Here is a 15,699-nt window from a genome sequence, read left to right as displayed (position 1 = left end):
CCGCTCGTGCAGCGAACCCCGCCTACCGACCCGGAGGCGGGGTTCTTGCTTGAGGACCCCCGACCATGCGCCACAAGAAAGCCACCCCCAACCGCAGCTTCCGCGTCGCCGACCAGATCCAGCGCGATCTGGCGGAGCTCATCCGCGAGCTGAAGGACCCGCGCGTGGGCCTGGTCACGCTCAATGCGGTCGAGGTCTCGCCCGACTACGCCCACGCGAAGGTTTACTTCTCGCAGATGCTGGGCGACAACGAAGCCTGCACCACCGCACTGAACGAGGCGGCCGGGTACCTGCGCAACGGCCTGTTCAAGCGCCTGGCGATCCACACCGTGCCGACGCTGCACTTCGTCTACGACCAGACCACCGAGCGGGCGGCCGACATCTCGGCGCTGATCGCGCGGGCGAACGCCTCGCGCGCCAAGGACGACGAGTGACGAAGACACCGCGCCGCCCGGTGCACGGGGTGCTGCTGCTCGACAAGCCGCTGGGCTGGACGAGCCAGGATGCGCTGTCCAAGGCGCGCGGCCTGCTGCGCGCGCTCAAGGCCGGCCACACCGGCACGCTGGACCCGCTGGCCACCGGGCTGCTGCCGCTGTGCTTCGGTGCGGCCACCAAGTTCAGCCAGGTCAGCCTGGACGCCGACAAGCGCTACACCGCCACGCTCAAGCTCGGCGAGCGCAGCAGCACGCTGGACGGCGAGGGCACCATCACGCCCGGCACGCCGCCGGCCTTCGACCGTGCCACGCTGGAGGCCGCCTGTGCCGCGCTGACCGGCCCCATCGAGCAGCTGCCGCCGATGCACTCGGCGCTGAAGAAGGATGGCCGCGCGCTCTACGACTACGCGCGTGCCGGCATCGAGGTCGAACGCACGCCGCGGCGCATCACCATTCACCGGCTCGACATCGTCGAGTGGCAGGCTGACCGGCTCGTGATCGACGTCACCTGCAGCAAGGGCACCTACATTCGCACGCTGGCGGCCGACCTGGGCGACCGCCTGGGGTGCGGCGCCTGGCTGCAGGCCCTGCGCCGCACGGCCACCGGGCCGCTGCGCGTGGACGATGCGATCACCATCGACGCGCTGGCGGCGCTTTCCGAACCGGAGCGCGAGGCGCGCCTGCTGCCGCCCGACGTGCTGCTGCAGCACTGGCCCGCGCTGCGCCTGCCCGACGACGAGGCGGGCCGCTTCCTCACCGGTCTGCGCCGCCGCGTCGCCGAGGCCGACCAGTCCCACGTGCGTGTCTACGGACCGCAGCCGCGCGCCTTCCTCGGCAGCGCCCACATCCAGGCCGGCGAACTCATCGCCGACCGTCTTCTCAGCCCGCAGGAAGTGCAGGCCCTCCTATGACCATGCATCAGATCCGCAACATCGCCATCATCGCCCACGTCGACCATGGCAAGACCACGCTGGTGGACCAGCTCCTGCGCCAGAGCGGCACCTTCCGCGAGAACGAGAAGGTGGCCGAACGCGTGATGGACAACAACGACATCGAGCGCGAGCGCGGCATCACGATCCTGGCCAAGAACTGTGCCGTGACCTGGCAGGGCACGCACATCAACATCGTCGACACCCCGGGCCACGCCGACTTCGGCGGCGAGGTGGAGCGTGCGCTGTCGATGGTCGACGGCGTGGTGCTGCTGATCGACGCCCAGGAAGGTCCGATGCCGCAGACCCGCTTCGTCACCAAGAAGGCGCTGGCGCTGGGTCTCAAGCCCATCGTGGTGGTCAACAAGGTCGACAAGCCCGGCTCGCGGCCCGACTACGTGATCAACGCCGCCTTCGAGTTGTTCGACAAGCTCGGGGCCACAGAGGAGCAGCTGGACTTCCCGGTGGTCTACGCCTCCGGCCTCAACGGATGGGCCAGCCTGACCGAAGGCGATGCGGGCGAAGCCTGGGGCACGGACATGCAGCCGCTGTTCGAGACCATCCTGCGCCACGTCCCGGCGCACCAGGGAGATCCGGCGGCGCCGCTGCAGCTGCAGATCTCGTCGCTGGACTACTCCACCTACGTCGGCCGCATCGGTGTCGGGCGAGTCAACAGCGGCACCCTCAAGCCGGGCATGGACGTGCTGGTCTGCGAAGGCACGCCCGAGGAGGGCGGCAAGACCTTCAAGGGTCGCGTCAACCAGGTGCTGACCTTCGAAGGTCTGAACCGCGTGATGGCCGAATCGGCCGGCCCGGGCGACATCGTGCTCGTCAACGGCATCGAGGACCTCGGCATCGGCGTCACGCTGACCAGCGTCGACAACCCGCAGCCGCTGCCGATGCTGAAGGTGGACGAGCCAACGCTGACGATGAACTTCTGCGTCAACACCAGCCCGCTGGCCGGCCGCGAGGGCAAGTTCGTCACCAGCCGCCAGATCTGGGACCGGCTGCAGAAGGAACTGCAGAGCAACGTGGCCCTGCGCGTGAAGGAATCGGGCGAGGACGGCATCTTCGAGGTGTCCGGCCGTGGTGAACTGCACCTTACCATCCTGCTGGAGAACATGCGCCGTGAAGGCTACGAGCTGGCGGTGAGCAAGCCGCGCGTGGTCTTCCACATGGTCGACGGCGAGCGCCACGAGCCGATCGAGCTGGTGACGGTGGACGTCGAGGACCAGCACCAGGGCGGCGTGATGCAGGCCCTGGGCGAGCGCAAGGGCGAGCTGGTCAACATGGAGACCGACGGCCGCGGCCGCGTGCGGCTGGAGTACCGCATCCCGGCGCGCGGGCTGATCGGCTTCTCCAACGAGTTCCTGAATCTCACCCGCGGCACCGGCCTGATCAGCAACATCTTCGACAGCTGGGAGCCCTACAAGGGCGAGATCGCCGGGCGCAAGAACGGCGTGCTGATCAGCATGGACGACGGCGAGATCTTCACCTACGCGCTGGGCAAGCTCGACGACCGCGGCCGCATGTTCGTCAAGCCGGGCGACCAGGTCTACGAAGGCATGATCGTCGGCATCCACAGCCGCGACAATGACCTCGTTGTCAACGCCACGCGCACCAAGCAGCTGACCAACTTCCGCGTCAGCGGCAAGGAGGACGCGATCAAGATCACGCCACCGATCGACCTCACGCTGGAGTACGCGGTGGAGTTCATCGACGACGACGAGCTGGTGGAGATCACGCCGAAGACGATCCGGGTGCGCAAGCGGTTCCTGAAGGAGCACGAACGGAAGCGGGCGTCGCGGGAAGCGGCCTGAGTTGTACTCACAGGAACCGCTTTCGCGGGCTCAGTGAGCTCCCCCTAGCCCCCTCCAAGCGGGGGCTCCAGTCAGAGTCTGGACCGGCCCGCGATGCGGGCCTCTCTCGGGAACCGCCATGTCGCATGGTCGTGCCGTGTGGGTGATGGTGACGGCGGCGATGCTGTGGAGCATCGCCGGCGTCGTGGCCCGCCACCTGCAGGCGGCGCAGGGCTTCGAGGTCACGTTCTGGCGCAGCGCCGGCAACGCCGTGTCGCTGGTCGTGCTGCTGGTCTGGCTGCGCGGTGGCGGCACGCTGTGGCGCGCGGTGCGCCACGGCGGACGCACGCTGTGGTTGTCCGGCCTGTGCTGGAGCGTGATGTTCACCGCCTTCATGATGGCCATCACGCTGACCACGGTGGCCAACGTGCTGGTGACGATGGCGATCTCGCCGCTGCTCACGGCCCTGCTGGCCTGGATGGCGCTGGGGCACCGGCTGCCGGCGCGCACCTGGGGCGCCATCGTCGCCGCCGGGGCCGGCATCGCCTGGATGTACGCCGGCGAGCTGCGCACCGGCGATGCCCGTCACTGGGCCGGCATCGGTGTGGCGCTGGGCGTGCCAGTGGCCGCGGCCATCAACTGGACGCTGCTGCAGCACGAGAAGGCGCGCTCCGGTGACGGGCCGGGCACCGACTACATGCCCGCTGTGCTGATCGGGGCCACGCTGTCGGCGTTGTTCACGCTGGGGCCGTCGCTGCCGTTCGACGCCACGCCGCGCGACATCGCCATGCTCACCACGCTGGGCCTGGTGCAGCTGGCCATCCCCTGCCTGATGGCCGTGGCGGCGGCGCGGGTGCTCAGCGCGCCGGAGATGGCCCTGCTGGGCCTGCTGGAGGTGATCTTCGGCGTGCTCTGGGCCTGGCTGGGCGCCGGCGAGACGCCCGCCGGCGCGGTGCTGGTGGGCGGCGCCCTGGTGCTGGGCGCCCTGGTCGCCAACGAACTGCTCGGGGTGCGCGCGCGACGGCTAGGGTGAGCCCGGGCGGGTGAGGGCGCCCTGCGGGCGTAGCATGGCCGCAAGGAGCCTCCCGCGCATGCACCAGCTGTCCGGCCTCGACGCCACCTTCCTCTACCTCGAGACGCCCGAGATGCCCATGCACGTGGGCGCGCTGCACGTGCTGGAACTGCCGGCGGGTTTCCGCGGCCGTTTCGTCACCGCGCTGCGGGCCCACCTGAAGACCCGCCTGCCGCTGGCCCCCGTGCTGCGCCGGCGCCTGTGGTGGATGCCGCTGAATCTGGCCAACCCGGCGTGGGTGGATGCCGAGCCCGACCTGCGCGAGCACGTGGTGGAGATCAAGCTGCCGCGTGGCGCCGGCCAGGCCCAGCTGGAGGCCGAGGTCGGCCGCCTGCATCCGGTGCTGCTGGACCGCAAGCGGCCGCTGTGGAAGATGCATGTGTTCGAGGGCCTGGCGCCGTCGCCCGAGGGTCGCAGGCGCGTCGGCCTCTACACGCAGCTCCACCATGCGGCGGTGGACGGCCAGGCCGCCGTCGCCCTGGCCAACCTGCTGCTGGACGTGACCCCCGAGCCGCGCCGCATTCCGCTCAAGACCTCGAAGCGGCAGAAGACCTTCGAACTCGGCATGGTGGAGATGCTGCGCGGTGCACTCGGTGCCCAGGCGATGAAGGTGGCCCAGATCGTCCGTGAGCTGCCGTCCACCGTCGGCACGCTGAAGAATGCTGCGGTGGGTGTGGCCACGCGCAGCGCGCTGTTCGGCGGCAAGGGTGGTCCCAGCAACCTCACGCTGGCCCCGCGCACGCCGCTGAACGTGTCGGTCACGCCGCAGCGCGCCTTCGCTGCGCTGTCGCTGCCGATGGCCGACGTGCGGGCGCTGGCGCATGCGCTGGACGCCACCGTCAATGACCTCGTGCTGATGCTGTGCAGCAGCGCACTGCGCCGCTACTACGCGCGGCGCAAGGCGCTGCCGCGCAAGAGCCTGATCGCCGCGGTGCCGATCTCGCTGCGCCAGGCCGGCGACGACGCCCCGGACAACCAGGCCTCGATGAGCCTGGTCAGCCTGGGCACGCACATCGCCGATCCCATGAAGCGCCTTCAGCACATCGTGGCCGCCACGAAGGCGATGAAGGCGACGATGGGCTCGCTGAAGTCGGTGCTGCCCACGGACTATCCGTCGCTGGGCATCCCCTGGCTGATCGAGGCCGCCACGGCGCTGTACGGCAAGGCCAAGGTGGCCGACCGCATCCCGCAGGTGGCCAACGTCGTCATCTCCAACGTGCCCGGGCCAGCGCAACCGCTGTACCTGGCCGGCGCGCTGATGCTCAGCAACTGGCCCACCTCCATCGTCGTGCACGGCCTGGCGCTGAACATCACGGTGCAGAGCCAGGGCGGCCGGCTGGACTTCGGCCTCATGGCCGACGGGGTGGCGATGCCGGACGTGCGGGAACTCGCCGATGCCGTGGGCATCGCCTTCGACGACCTGCGCGTGCTGCAGGGCGTGCCGGTGGACGAGGACGCGCCGGGCCTCGTGGGCCTGGCCACGCGCGGGCTCACCGGCGCCTTCGGCCAGGCGGTGGGCCTGGCCACCGGCACCGCCGGCAAGCTGGCTCAGCAGGCCATGGACACGGCGGTGCGCAGCGCTGTCGCCCAGGTGACGCGTGCCCCCCGGGCTCGCCCGGCGGCCCGGCGCAAGCCGGCCCGCTAACATGGCGGGGTATGCCTCGCATCCCGCGCTCGCGCGCCAAGCCTGAATCGGCGGCCTCGGCACCGGCCCCATCGTCGCCGGCCGACGTCACCGCGCCCGGCCCTTGGCTGCTGATGCTCGAAGCCCGCGCGCCCTGGGAGCTCGCGGCGTTGCTCGCCGTCTCGCCCTGGCTGCGCAAGATGCCGGCGGGCGATGGCCACCCGGTCATCGTGTTCCCCGGTCTCGGTGCGTCGGACACCAGCACCCTGGCCGTGCGCCAGTTCCTGCGGGGGCAGGGGTACACCGCGTACCCCTGGGGGCAGGGCTTCAACCTCGGCCCGCGCGACGGCGTGCTCGAAGGCTGCCGCCGCCTGATCGAGGAGACGCACGTGCGGCATGGCGAGCCCGTCAGCCTGATCGGCTGGAGCCTGGGTGGCATCTACGCCCGCGAGATGGCCAAGGAAGTGCCGGACCTCGTGCGCTGCGTGATCACGCTGGGCACGCCGTTCACCGGCCACCCACGGGCCACCAACGCCTGGCGCTTCTACGAGATGGTCAGCGGCCAGCATGCGCACGACGCCGACCTGCTGGCCGAGGTGCGGCGCCCGCCGCCGGTGCCCACCACCTCCATCTACAGCAAGACCGATGGCATCGTGGCCTGGCCCTGCAGCCTCAACCCGCCGGGCCATGCGCACACCGAGAACATCGAGGTGCACGCCAGCCACATCGGCATGGGCATGAACCCGCTGGCGCTCTATGCCATCGCCGACCGCCTGCGCCAGGATCCGAGGCGCTGGCGAAAGTTCGATGCGCAGGGCGCGCGACGCTGGTTCTTCAAGGTCGCGCACCAGCCCGAGCTGCTGGTCGACCAGTACTGATTCCATGCAGGTCAACGCCGGCGGTGTGACGCTGGAGGTCGACGACCGCGGCCCGCGCGACGCACCCGCGGTGCTGCTGATCATGGGCCTGGGCATGCAGCTCACCGGCTGGCCCGAGCCGCTGGTGGACGACCTGCTGGCGCGCGGCCACCGCGTGATCCGCTTCGACAACCGGGATGCCGGCCTCAGCCAGGGCTTCGACGCTCAGGGCCTGCCCAACCTGGTGGTGGCCTCGTTGCGCTGGTGGCTGCGACTGCCCGTGAAGGCGCCGTATTCCCTGGCCGACATGGCGGGTGACACGGTGGCGCTGATGGATGCGCTGGGCGTCGACTCGGCGCACGTGTGCGGCGCGTCGATGGGCGGCATGATCGCCCAGCACATCGCGGCCCGCCATCCGGAACGCGTGCGCCGGCTCACGCTGATGATGACCACCAGCGGCGCCCGCCGCCTGCCGCAGGCGCGCCCGCACGTGCGGGCGGCCTTGCTGTCGCGCCCCAAGGGGCAGGATCCGGAGGCCGTGGTCGCGCACCTCACCCACCTGTTCCACCTCATCGGTAGCCCCGGCTACCGCCCGGCGCCTGAAGCGCTGCAGGCCCGCCTGCGCGCGTCCGTGGACCGCGCCTGGCGCCCTGCGGGCACGGCGCGCCAGCTCACCGCGGTGGCGGCCGACGGCGACCGCACGCCGCTGCTGCGCCGCATCACCGCGCCCACCACCGTGATCCACGGCCGCGACGATGCCCTGATCCCGGCGGCCTGTGGCGAGGACCTGGCCCGCCACATCCACGGCGCGCACCTGGAGCTGATCCCGGGCATGGGCCACGACCTGCCCGATGCCTTGCTGCCGCGTTTCGCGCAGCTGATCGCTGGCTGAGACAATGCGGGGGTGACTCCCTCGCCGCACGCCCACAGCCCCTGGCGCCTGTCCGTCGCCCCGATGATGGAGTGGACGGACCGCCACTGCCGCCATTTCCACCGCCTGCTCACGCGCCACGCGCGGCTGTACACGGTGATGATCACCAGCGGCGCGCTGCGCCATGGTGACGTGCCCAAGCACCTGGACTTCGACCACGACGGCGAACAGCCGGTGGCACTGCAGCTCGGTGGCAGCGAACCCGACGAACTGGCGCTGGCCGCCCGCCTGGGTGCGCAGTGGGGCTACGACGAGATCAACCTCAACTGCGGCTGCCCCAGCGAACGGGTGCAGAAGGGCGCCTTCGGGGCCTGCCTGATGAACGAGCCGCGCACCGTGGCCGACGGCGTCAAGGCCATGCGCGACGCGGTGGACATCCCGGTGACCGTGAAGCACCGCATCGGTGTGGACCGCACCGAAAGCTACGACTTCGTGCGCGACTTCGTCGGCACCGTGTCCGAGGCCGGCTGCGAGGTCTTCATCGTGCACGCCCGCAACGCGTGGCTGCAGGGGCTGAGCCCGAAGGAGAACCGCGAGATCCCGCCGCTGCGCTACGAGGTGGTGCACCGGCTCAAGCGCGATTTCCCGCAGCTCACCATCGTCATCAACGGCGGCCTGGTGGGCCTGGACGCCATCGAGGCGCAGCTGCCGCACGTCGATGGCGCCATGATCGGCCGCGACGCCTACCACCATCCCTGGGGCATGGCGTCCTGGGACGCATGCTTCTTCGGCGATGCCCACCCCGTGCCAGAGCGCGAGGCCGTCGAGGCGCAGATGGTGCGCTACATGGAAGCGCAGCAGGCCGCTGGCGTGCCCTGGGCGCATGTGGCGCGGCACATGCTGGGCCTGTGGAACGGCGAGCCGGGGGCGCGGCGCTGGCGCCAGGTGTGGTCCGACCACCGGCTGAAGGCCGAATCCCCGGCCACCGTGGCCCGCCTGGCGGACGAGGCCCGCCGCGCGGCGCGGCCCACGCTCACGATGGAGGCCACCCCATGAAGGTCGACGGTCAACCACGGCGCACCATCTGGCCGGCCGAATCGGGCCGTGCCGTGCAGGTGATCGACCAGCGCTGGCTGCCGCACCGCCTGGACATCGTCAGCCTCGACGACCTGGCCGGCGTGGTCACCGCCATCCGCGACATGTGGGTGCGCGGGGCGCCGCTGATCGGCGTGTCGGCCGCCTATGGCCTGGCGCTGCAGATGCAGCGCGATGCCTCCGACGCCGCGCTGACCGCGGCGGTCGAGACCCTGGTGTCGGCACGGCCGACGGCCGTCAACCTGGCCTGGGCCGTGAGACGCCTGCAGCGCGTTTTGCAGCCCTTGCCGCCAGCGGAACGGCCCGCGAAGGCCTGGGCGCTGGCCGGTGAACTGGCCGACGAGGACGCGGCGGTCAACGAGGCCATCGGGCGCCACGGCCTGCCACTGCTGCAGGACGTCGCCGCCCGCCGGGGCGGCCGCGTCGACGTGCTCACGCACTGCAACGCCGGCTGGCTGGCCACCGTGGACTGGGGCACGGCGCTCAGCCCGATCTACCACGCGCAGGCGGCGGGGCTGGACGTGCACGTGTGGGTGGACGAGACCCGCCCGCGCAACCAGGGCGCCAGCCTCACCGCGTGGGAACTGGGGCAGCAGGGCGTGGCGCACACCGTGATCGCCGACAACGCCGGCGGCCACCTGATGCAGCAGGGCCGGGTGGATCTGGTCATCGTCGGCTGCGATCGCGTCACGGCGCGTGGCGACGTCTGCAACAAGATCGGCACCTACCTCAAGGCGCTTGCCGCGCGCGACAACGGTGTGCCGTTCTATGCCGCGATGCCGCTGTCGACGCTGGACCTGTCGCTCGACGACGGCCTGGTGGACATCCCGATCGAGGAGCGCAGCGCGCGCGAGGTCAGCCACCTGACCGGGCGCGACGCCGAAGGGCGGCTGGTGGAGGTGCAGCTGCTGCCCGACGGCAGCGCAGCGGCCAACCCGGCCTTCGATGTCACGCCAGCGCGGCTGGTGACCGGGCTGATCACCGAGCGGGGCGTGGTGCCCACGGAAGAGCGCGCGCTGCGCGCCATTGCTGCGTGAGGCCGCATGACCGAGGATGATGCGCGCGCCGCGGTGGTCGAGGCCGTGCGACGGCTCGATGCGCTGGGCCTGAACCGGGGCAGCACCGGCAACGCCAGCCACCGCTGGGACCAGGGCGGGCAACGCGGCATGCTGATCACGCCCACCGGCATGGGGGCGGAACTGACCGCCGACGACCTCGTGCACGTGGCAGACGACGGCACGGTCAGCGGGCGCTGGCAGCCGTCGTCGGAGTGGCAGTTCCATCGCGCCGCCTACCGGGCGCGGCCTGACGTCCGGGCCGTGCTTCACACCCACGCCGTGCACGCCACGGCGCTGGCCTGCCTGGGCCGGCCTCTGCCGCCCTTCCATTACATGGTGGCCGTGGCGGGTGGCGACGATGTGCCGCTGGTGCCCTACAGCACCTTCGGCAGCGAGGCGCTGTCCGCAGGTGTTGCCAATGCGCTGGCGCACCGACAGGCCTGCCTGCTGGCGCATCACGGCCTGGTCGCCTGTGGCGCCACCATGGCGCAGGCGATGAAGGTGATGGTCGAGGTGGAAAGCCTGTGCCAGACCTACCTGCTGGCGCTGGCGGCGGGCGAGCCGGCGCGGCTGCCACCCGAGGAGATGGACCGGGTGCTCGACAAGTTCCGGCACTACGGCCAGCACAGCCGCCGCGTGCCCTGAGCGTGTCGATGGGGCATGCAGGTCGCGCCTGCAGACACCCGCACGCCCGTCAGGCAGTCTCCAGGCTGCGCGACCAGGCCACGGCACGCGGCGCGCCGGCGTTTGCACCGACACGACGGTACACGCCGCAGCCGATCGCCAGGCTGTCGTCGATGGGCAGCACGTACGACTCCTTGGGCGTCACCGCCCCGGTCAACGGGTTGGTGACCTCGTACTCCACCCAGCCTCCACCTGCGTCCGCGGCCGACCAGATGCGGTCGATGAAGGCCATGTCCAGCCCTGGCGTGCTGGTGTAGCTCTGCCCCACCATCGCGGGCTTGCTGCCCTGGATCACGTACAGGCCGCTGCGGTCGAAGCCGAAGATGTACATGTCGCGGTCGATGAAGGGGCCGGTCGGGTCGTGCAGGTCCTGCATGGCCTGCTCGCGGCCCACCTGCGCGATGTGTTCCGCGGCGCGCTGCGCCAGCGCCATGGCCTCGTCCGTCGAGCCCTGTCGCAGGCGCATCGTGACCACTGCCTCGCGCAGCTTGCCGGCCCGGTTGACCAGCGCATGCGACGCGGTGGACGACTGCTCCACCAGCGCCGCGTTCTCGCGCGTGATTTCGTCCAGGCTGCCCACCGACGCGGTGATCTCCTGCAGCCCCTCGCTCTGCTGCTGGCTGGACTCGGCGATACCGCGCAGCGTCTCCGACACCGTCGTCACGCCACCGACGATCACGTCGAGCGCGTTGCTGACGTTGCCCAGCTTCTCCGAAGACACGTTGACCTGCACGGTGGCTTCGCCGATCAGGGTCCGGATCTCCTCGGCAGCCTCGGCGCAGCGCTGTGCCAGTTCCCGCACGTCGCCGGCGACAACTGCGAACCGCCGGCCGGCTTCGCCGGCACGGGCGGCCTCGATCGACGCATTGAGTGCCAGCATGCCGGTCTGGAAGGCCACATCGTCGATGACGCCGACCACCTCGGACACCCGCTCGCTGGCCGAGCGCATCTGCGCCATCGCCTGCACCGTGTCCTGCATCGCGGCGTGACCTTCCTGTGCCTGGCGTGCCAGGCGCTGGGCCACGTCGTCCAGGTGCCGCGCCTCGTCGGCATTGTGGGTCATTGCCGACGACAGCTGCGTGATGGCGCTGACCGAACTGCGCAGGCTGCTGGCCTGCTGGTCCGTCCGCTCGGCCAGGCGGGCACTGCCGTCGCTGACATGCTGTCCGGTCTGGTCGACCATCGACGCGCTATTGCGGATCTCGGCCACGAGCGCCGACAGCTGGCCGCTCATCGATTCGAGCATCGCGCCGATCTCGGCCACCTCGTCGCGCCCGCGCACCGCCGTGCGGTGGGCCAGGTCGCCGGCGGCCAGCGCCTGCACGCTGTGGCGAAGCGCGCGCAACGCGCCGCGAAAGCTCAGCGCCAGGCAGGTGGCCAGGTAGCCGCCCACCAGCAAGGTGAAGGCGAAGATGCCCACCCGCAGCGCGGCCTGCTGGGCGAGCGTGTCGACGCGATCCCCGAGACGCCGTTTGAGATGACTGCCGACGTCGGAGTGCACCACGGCCAGGTGCGTGGCGAGTTCGTCGGCGTCGGTGTACAGGGCCTGGCCGCTGGGCCTTTCCTGCAGGTCTGCTGCCTGTTCCAGCAGTGCGGCGAATGACGTCAGGCGCTGCTCCGCGCCGGTCCATGAACCCGGAGGTTGTGCCCCGGCCCGTACCAGGGCCGCCATCGTGCGCAGCACGTCGTCACGCTGCGCACGCACGGCCTCGGCCTGCCGGCGCATCTCGGCGCGCTCGCCGGGGTCGGGGCCGTCGAGCTGCACGAAATGGCTGCCGAACGACGCGGCCCGGCTGGTGCCCTTCAACGCGCCTGGCAGGCGGTTCAGGACAAGATCCACCATCTGGTACTCGGCCGCCGCCGGCTCCAGGATCAGGCCCGAGTGTTCGGCGTTCAGGTGAGCCAGTTCGAGCAGCCGTTGCGTCAGGCGCCGGTGTGCGGTGTCGGAGGCCTCGACGGTCAAGGTCAACTGGCCCTGCATCAGCGGTGCCGCGCTCTCCTGTACTGCGGCCCAGGCGGCGCTCAGGTCGTAAGGCAGCCCGTCGGCCAGACGTCGATCGAAGGCCTCGCGTGCCGCCTGCCAGGCGACGCGCCTGGCTTCGCGCTCGCGTGTGGCGTTGGCATCGCCATTGAACTGCACGCGCGCGCTGAGCACATCGTGCGCGCCTGCCAGGGCCATCAGCGGCTGGATGAGCGTGTTGACTTCAGCCCCCAGCAGCTCCTGCTGCGCGCGGTGGCGCAGGGCCAGCACGTCGCCGACGGAGAGGGCCATCAGGGTACCCAGCGGCAGGGCCAGCGCCAGGAAGACGGCCATCAGCTTGCGCTGCATCGGCCAGCGCAGCATCAGGTTCAGCCCAGGGCGCAGCGCGCGGGTCCAGCGGGCTTGGCGAGGTTGGTCGGCAGTGGTCATGGAAGTTGTCCTGACGGCAGGGGTCGATGGTGCGGCAGCCGCACACACGCCGTGCGCGCAAGTGACCAGGGTTTCACGGTCAGTTCCTCGCCTCCTCGGCAGGTGTGACGGCGCCCACCAGCCACTGGCCCATCTGGTCCAGGGGTAGCGTGGCCGCTGCGGCACCCAGTTGCAGCGCTGCCTTGGGCATGCCAAAGACCACGCAGGTGCTTTCGTCCTGGGCGGCGGTGGCCGCGCCGGCCTGGCGCATTTCCAGCAAGCCGCGCGCACCATCGTCGCCCATGCCGGTCAGCAGCGCCCCGGCGGCGTTGCGGCCGGCCTGCTGGGCCACGGAGCGGAACAGCACGTCCACCGAAGGGCGGTGGCGGTTCACCAGCGGGCCGTCGCGCACGGACACCGTGTACTGCGCGCCGTTGCGGCGCAGTTGCATGTGCTGGCCACCCGGCGCGATGAGCACGCGGCCGGGCATCACCCGGTCGCCGTCGGCCGCCTCGCGGACCTCCATGGCGCAAAGCGCGTTGAGCCGGTCGGCAAAGGCTGCGGTGAACTGCGCCGGCATGTGCTGCACGATCAAGGTGCCCGGCGCCGTCCGAGGCAGGGCGGTGAGCACCCGTTCGATGGCCTGCACGCCACCAGTGGAGGCGCCGATGGCGATGATCCGCTCGGTGGTCTGGCCCAGCACGGGGGCATGGGCCGCCGGCGCCAGCGGCGGTGCAGCCACCGGTGTATTGGCGGTCGGCATGGCCGCAGCAGGGCGGCGGACGGCGGACATGCGGGCCGATGCGGCTGCCCGCACGGCGGCCACCAGGCCATTGCCCGGGTCGCCGAGGAAGTCCCGAAGCCCGATCGTGGGCTTGGTGACGAAGGCCACCGCACCCTCGGCCAGGGCCTGCAGCGTGGTCGCGGCACCGGCGGCGGTGAGGGTCGAGCACATGACCACCGGGGTCGGCCGGGTCCCCATGATCTGGCGCAGGAAGCTGATGCCATCCATGCGCGGCATCTCCACGTCGAGCACGATCACGTCGGGCCAGCGCGCCTGGAGCTTGGGCCAGGCGAACAGCGGATCGCCGGCGGTGAACAGCACGTCGATGCCTGCAGTGGTCAGCAGGTCGGACAGGTGCTTGCGCACGACGGCGGAGTCGTCCACAACGGCCGCGGTGATGCGTGTGGCGGTCATGGCTTTTTCAACGGGTCTGTCGTTGCAGCGGGTGCTGCGGTGGTGCCTTGCCGACGCCGCGCCGCATGTCGACCTCGCCGGAGCCCAACTGCAACGTCACCGTGCGCGGCACGTCCTCGCCGACGTCCACCCCCTGGAGCTGGAAGCCGTAGCGGTCGATCAGGGTCCAGCCCTGCTCGATGTTGCGCTCGCCGACGCTGAACTTGAGCGTCGAGCCCTCGGGCATGGTGTCGGCACCGCCGTACAGGTGGGCGTGGTAGTCGCTCGGTGCCGTGCCCATGCGCTGGAGTTGCTCGACCATCGCCTCCACAGCCTCCTCGCCATAACGGCCGTCACGTTCCAGTCCGGCGCGCGGACGGCTGGGCAGCAGGTAGTGGCACATGCCGCCGATGCGGCGCTGCGGGTGCCACAACGTCACCGCCACGCAGGACCCGAGCAGCGTCCGCAGGCTGGCGACCTGCGCGCCGAAGTGCATCTGGCCAGGCATCAGCACCAGGTTCTCGCCGGGTCGCCCGTCCAGGATCCAGTGGCTGTACGCCGGCTTGGCCGGGGCACCGGTGGGCGGCTGCTGGCGCGCCGACGCCACCCGCTGGCGGGCTTGCGCCATGCGCTCGGCCAGGGTGCTGGGTTCAGGCATGGACGTGAACCGAGGTCGACACCGTGCGCAGCGGAAGCTGCAGGTTGGAGATCGATTCGGCGTGCCCGGTGTAGAGCACGCCGTCGGGCCGCAGCCGCTCCATCACGCGGCGCACGATGCCGGCCTTGGCATCGGTGTCGAAGTAGATCAGCACGTTGCGCAGGAAGATCACGTCGAAGCTCGGCAGCGACGCCGGCAGCGGCTGCATGAGGTTGGCCGCTTCGAAGTGCACGCGCGAGCGCACGGCCTTGGCCACCAGCAGCTTGCCGTCGTGGGCACCCTGGCCCTTGAGGCAGAAGCGCTTCAGGTAATCCGGCGGCACCATGCGCGCACGGTCCAGCGTGTACAGGCCGCGGCGCGCTGCATCCACCATGGCGGTGGACAGGTCGGTGCCGATGACCCGCCACGGGGCCTTCAGACCCAGCACGTCGGCCATCAGCATGGCGATGCTGTACGCCTCTTCGCCCGACGAACTGGCACCGCTCCAGACCAGGAACTCGCGCGGCTGGCCTTGGCTGGCGTGGGCGCGCAACCGGTCGGCGAGGTCGTTGAAATGCTGCGGCTCGCGAAAGAAGTAGGTCTCGTTGGTCGTGAGCCGGTCGATGAGCCGGGTCATCTCCTCCGCCGGCGCATTGGGGCGCGTCATGCGCGCGACATAGGCCTCGATGCTGGCGTCGCCGGCCTCCTGGGCCAGGCGCTGCAACCGACCGACCACCAGGGCCTGCTTGGCTTCCGTGAGCTGGATGCCGCTGACCTGTCGGAAGAGCCGGGTCACGGACTCGAAGGCACGCTGCGAAAGTGGGCTCATGTGGCAGCCTCCAGCACGCATTGGTGGTGGACGTGTCGGGCTTCGTCGGGGCTGAAACGCGCCAGCTGCTGGCGAAGCTGAGCCACCTGGCGGGTCATGTCGTCGGCTGCGGCAGCCAGTTCCTCGCTGGCGCTGGCGGTCTGCTGGGTGGCGGAGCTGAGGTGGTTCATGGCGCCGGTGATCTGCTGCACGCCGTCGGCCTGCTCGCCGCTGGCTGCGGCGATCTCCTGGACGAGTTCGCTGG

Annotated in this window: 14 protein-coding genes and 1 pseudogene; 10 read left to right on the top strand and 5 right to left on the bottom strand. The window is 70.8% G+C overall.

Going from position 1 to position 15,699, the window contains the following annotated elements; all coding sequences use genetic code 11:
• Positions 1-65 precede the first annotated feature (65 nt).
• The 10 genes from rbfA to ENE75_RS21940 all read left to right on the top strand — a co-directional run bounded on the left by rbfA (position 66) and on the right by ENE75_RS21940 (position 10,384).
• Positions 66-434 (top strand): 30S ribosome-binding factor RbfA, encoded by a 369-nt coding sequence (rbfA, locus tag ENE75_RS21985; RefSeq protein ID WP_128200738.1) that lies wholly within the window; start codon positions 66-68, stop codon positions 432-434.
• The gene (gene truB, locus ENE75_RS21980; RefSeq protein WP_128200736.1) at positions 431-1,345 is read left to right on the top strand and encodes a tRNA pseudouridine(55) synthase TruB; all 915 of its coding nucleotides are present in this window, start codon (positions 431-433) and stop codon (positions 1,343-1,345) included. The genes rbfA and truB overlap by 4 nt, the downstream gene beginning before the upstream one ends.
• Complete coding sequence (gene typA, locus ENE75_RS21975; RefSeq protein ID WP_128200734.1) at positions 1,342-3,183, top strand: translational GTPase TypA; 1,842 nt, start codon at positions 1,342-1,344, stop codon at positions 3,181-3,183. The genes truB and typA overlap by 4 nt, the downstream gene beginning before the upstream one ends.
• Positions 3,184-3,301: 118 nt before the next feature.
• On the top strand, positions 3,302-4,195 hold the full coding sequence (locus ENE75_RS21970) for a DMT family transporter (protein ID WP_128200732.1): 894 nt from the start codon (positions 3,302-3,304) through the stop codon (positions 4,193-4,195).
• 58 nt (positions 4,196-4,253) lie between these two features.
• Complete coding sequence (locus ENE75_RS21965) at positions 4,254-5,879, top strand: wax ester/triacylglycerol synthase family O-acyltransferase (RefSeq protein WP_158289048.1); 1,626 nt, start codon at positions 4,254-4,256, stop codon at positions 5,877-5,879.
• Between the two features lie 11 nt (positions 5,880-5,890).
• On the top strand, positions 5,891-6,736 hold the full coding sequence (locus ENE75_RS21960) for a lipase family alpha/beta hydrolase (protein ID WP_128200728.1): 846 nt from the start codon (positions 5,891-5,893) through the stop codon (positions 6,734-6,736).
• Between the two features lie 4 nt (positions 6,737-6,740).
• The gene (locus tag ENE75_RS21955) at positions 6,741-7,607 is read left to right on the top strand and encodes an alpha/beta fold hydrolase (protein ID WP_128200726.1); all 867 of its coding nucleotides are present in this window, start codon (positions 6,741-6,743) and stop codon (positions 7,605-7,607) included.
• A gap of 12 nt (positions 7,608-7,619) precedes the next feature.
• On the top strand, positions 7,620-8,642 hold the full coding sequence (gene dusA / locus ENE75_RS21950) for a tRNA dihydrouridine(20/20a) synthase DusA (RefSeq protein WP_259371722.1): 1,023 nt from the start codon (positions 7,620-7,622) through the stop codon (positions 8,640-8,642).
• Positions 8,639-9,718: an S-methyl-5-thioribose-1-phosphate isomerase gene (gene mtnA, locus ENE75_RS21945; protein ID WP_128200724.1), complete on the top strand. Its 1,080-nt coding sequence runs from the start codon at positions 8,639-8,641 to the stop codon at positions 9,716-9,718. The genes dusA and mtnA overlap by 4 nt, the downstream gene beginning before the upstream one ends.
• Positions 9,719-9,724: 6 nt before the next feature.
• Positions 9,725-10,384, top strand: a complete 660-nt coding sequence (locus tag ENE75_RS21940; protein WP_128200722.1) for a class II aldolase/adducin family protein — start codon at positions 9,725-9,727, stop codon at positions 10,382-10,384.
• 49 nt (positions 10,385-10,433) lie between these two features.
• On the opposite strand, the gene ENE75_RS21935 is transcribed toward ENE75_RS21940, so the two are convergent.
• From ENE75_RS21935 to ENE75_RS21915, 5 genes and pseudogenes are all read right to left on the bottom strand, one after another.
• Positions 10,434-12,833 (bottom strand): methyl-accepting chemotaxis protein, encoded by a 2,400-nt coding sequence (locus ENE75_RS21935; protein WP_128200720.1) that lies wholly within the window; start codon positions 12,831-12,833, stop codon positions 10,434-10,436.
• A gap of 79 nt (positions 12,834-12,912) precedes the next feature.
• Positions 12,913-14,010 carry a protein-glutamate methylesterase/protein-glutamine glutaminase gene (locus ENE75_RS21930; protein ID WP_128200718.1) on the bottom strand — a complete coding sequence of 366 codons (1,098 nt, stop codon included), beginning with the start codon at positions 14,008-14,010 and terminating at the stop codon, positions 12,913-12,915.
• A 7-nt stretch (positions 14,011-14,017) separates the two neighbouring features.
• Entirely contained in the window at positions 14,018-14,647 is a 630-nt protein-coding gene (locus ENE75_RS21925; protein WP_233259215.1) for a chemotaxis protein CheD, read from the bottom strand.
• Positions 14,640-15,455, bottom strand: a complete 816-nt coding sequence (locus ENE75_RS21920; RefSeq protein ID WP_128200716.1) for a CheR family methyltransferase — start codon at positions 15,453-15,455, stop codon at positions 14,640-14,642. The genes ENE75_RS21925 and ENE75_RS21920 overlap by 8 nt, the downstream gene beginning before the upstream one ends.
• Positions 15,452-15,699 (bottom strand): annotated as a pseudogene (locus ENE75_RS21915) (hypothetical protein); the annotation flags it as partial. The pseudogene ENE75_RS21915 and the gene ENE75_RS21920, both read right to left, overlap by 4 nt.

This window comes from Rubrivivax albus, assembly GCF_004016515.1.
In the GTDB taxonomy this organism is placed as follows: Bacteria; Pseudomonadota; Gammaproteobacteria; order Burkholderiales; family Burkholderiaceae_C; genus Rubrivivax; species Rubrivivax albus.
This window is presented reverse-complemented; position numbering and strand designations above follow the sequence as displayed.

Coding starts and splice junctions, on each gene's coding strand:
- ENE75_RS21920 (WP_128200716.1), bottom strand. CDS start 15,455: ATGAGCCCACTTTCGCAGCGTGCCTTCGAGTCCGTGACCCGGCTCTTC.
- ENE75_RS21970 (WP_128200732.1), top strand. CDS start 3,302: ATGTCGCATGGTCGTGCCGTGTGGGTGATGGTGACGGCGGCGATGCTG.
- ENE75_RS21965 (WP_158289048.1), top strand. CDS start 4,254: ATGCACCAGCTGTCCGGCCTCGACGCCACCTTCCTCTACCTCGAGACG.
- typA (WP_128200734.1), top strand. CDS start 1,342: ATGACCATGCATCAGATCCGCAACATCGCCATCATCGCCCACGTCGAC.
- ENE75_RS21955 (WP_128200726.1), top strand. CDS start 6,741: ATGCAGGTCAACGCCGGCGGTGTGACGCTGGAGGTCGACGACCGCGGC.
- mtnA (WP_128200724.1), top strand. CDS start 8,639: ATGAAGGTCGACGGTCAACCACGGCGCACCATCTGGCCGGCCGAATCG.
- rbfA (WP_128200738.1), top strand. CDS start 66: ATGCGCCACAAGAAAGCCACCCCCAACCGCAGCTTCCGCGTCGCCGAC.
- ENE75_RS21960 (WP_128200728.1), top strand. CDS start 5,891: ATGCCTCGCATCCCGCGCTCGCGCGCCAAGCCTGAATCGGCGGCCTCG.
- ENE75_RS21930 (WP_128200718.1), bottom strand. CDS start 14,010: ATGACCGCCACACGCATCACCGCGGCCGTTGTGGACGACTCCGCCGTC.
- ENE75_RS21940 (WP_128200722.1), top strand. CDS start 9,725: ATGACCGAGGATGATGCGCGCGCCGCGGTGGTCGAGGCCGTGCGACGG.
- ENE75_RS21925 (WP_233259215.1), bottom strand. CDS start 14,647: ATGCCTGAACCCAGCACCCTGGCCGAGCGCATGGCGCAAGCCCGCCAG.
- ENE75_RS21935 (WP_128200720.1), bottom strand. CDS start 12,833: ATGACCACTGCCGACCAACCTCGCCAAGCCCGCTGGACCCGCGCGCTG.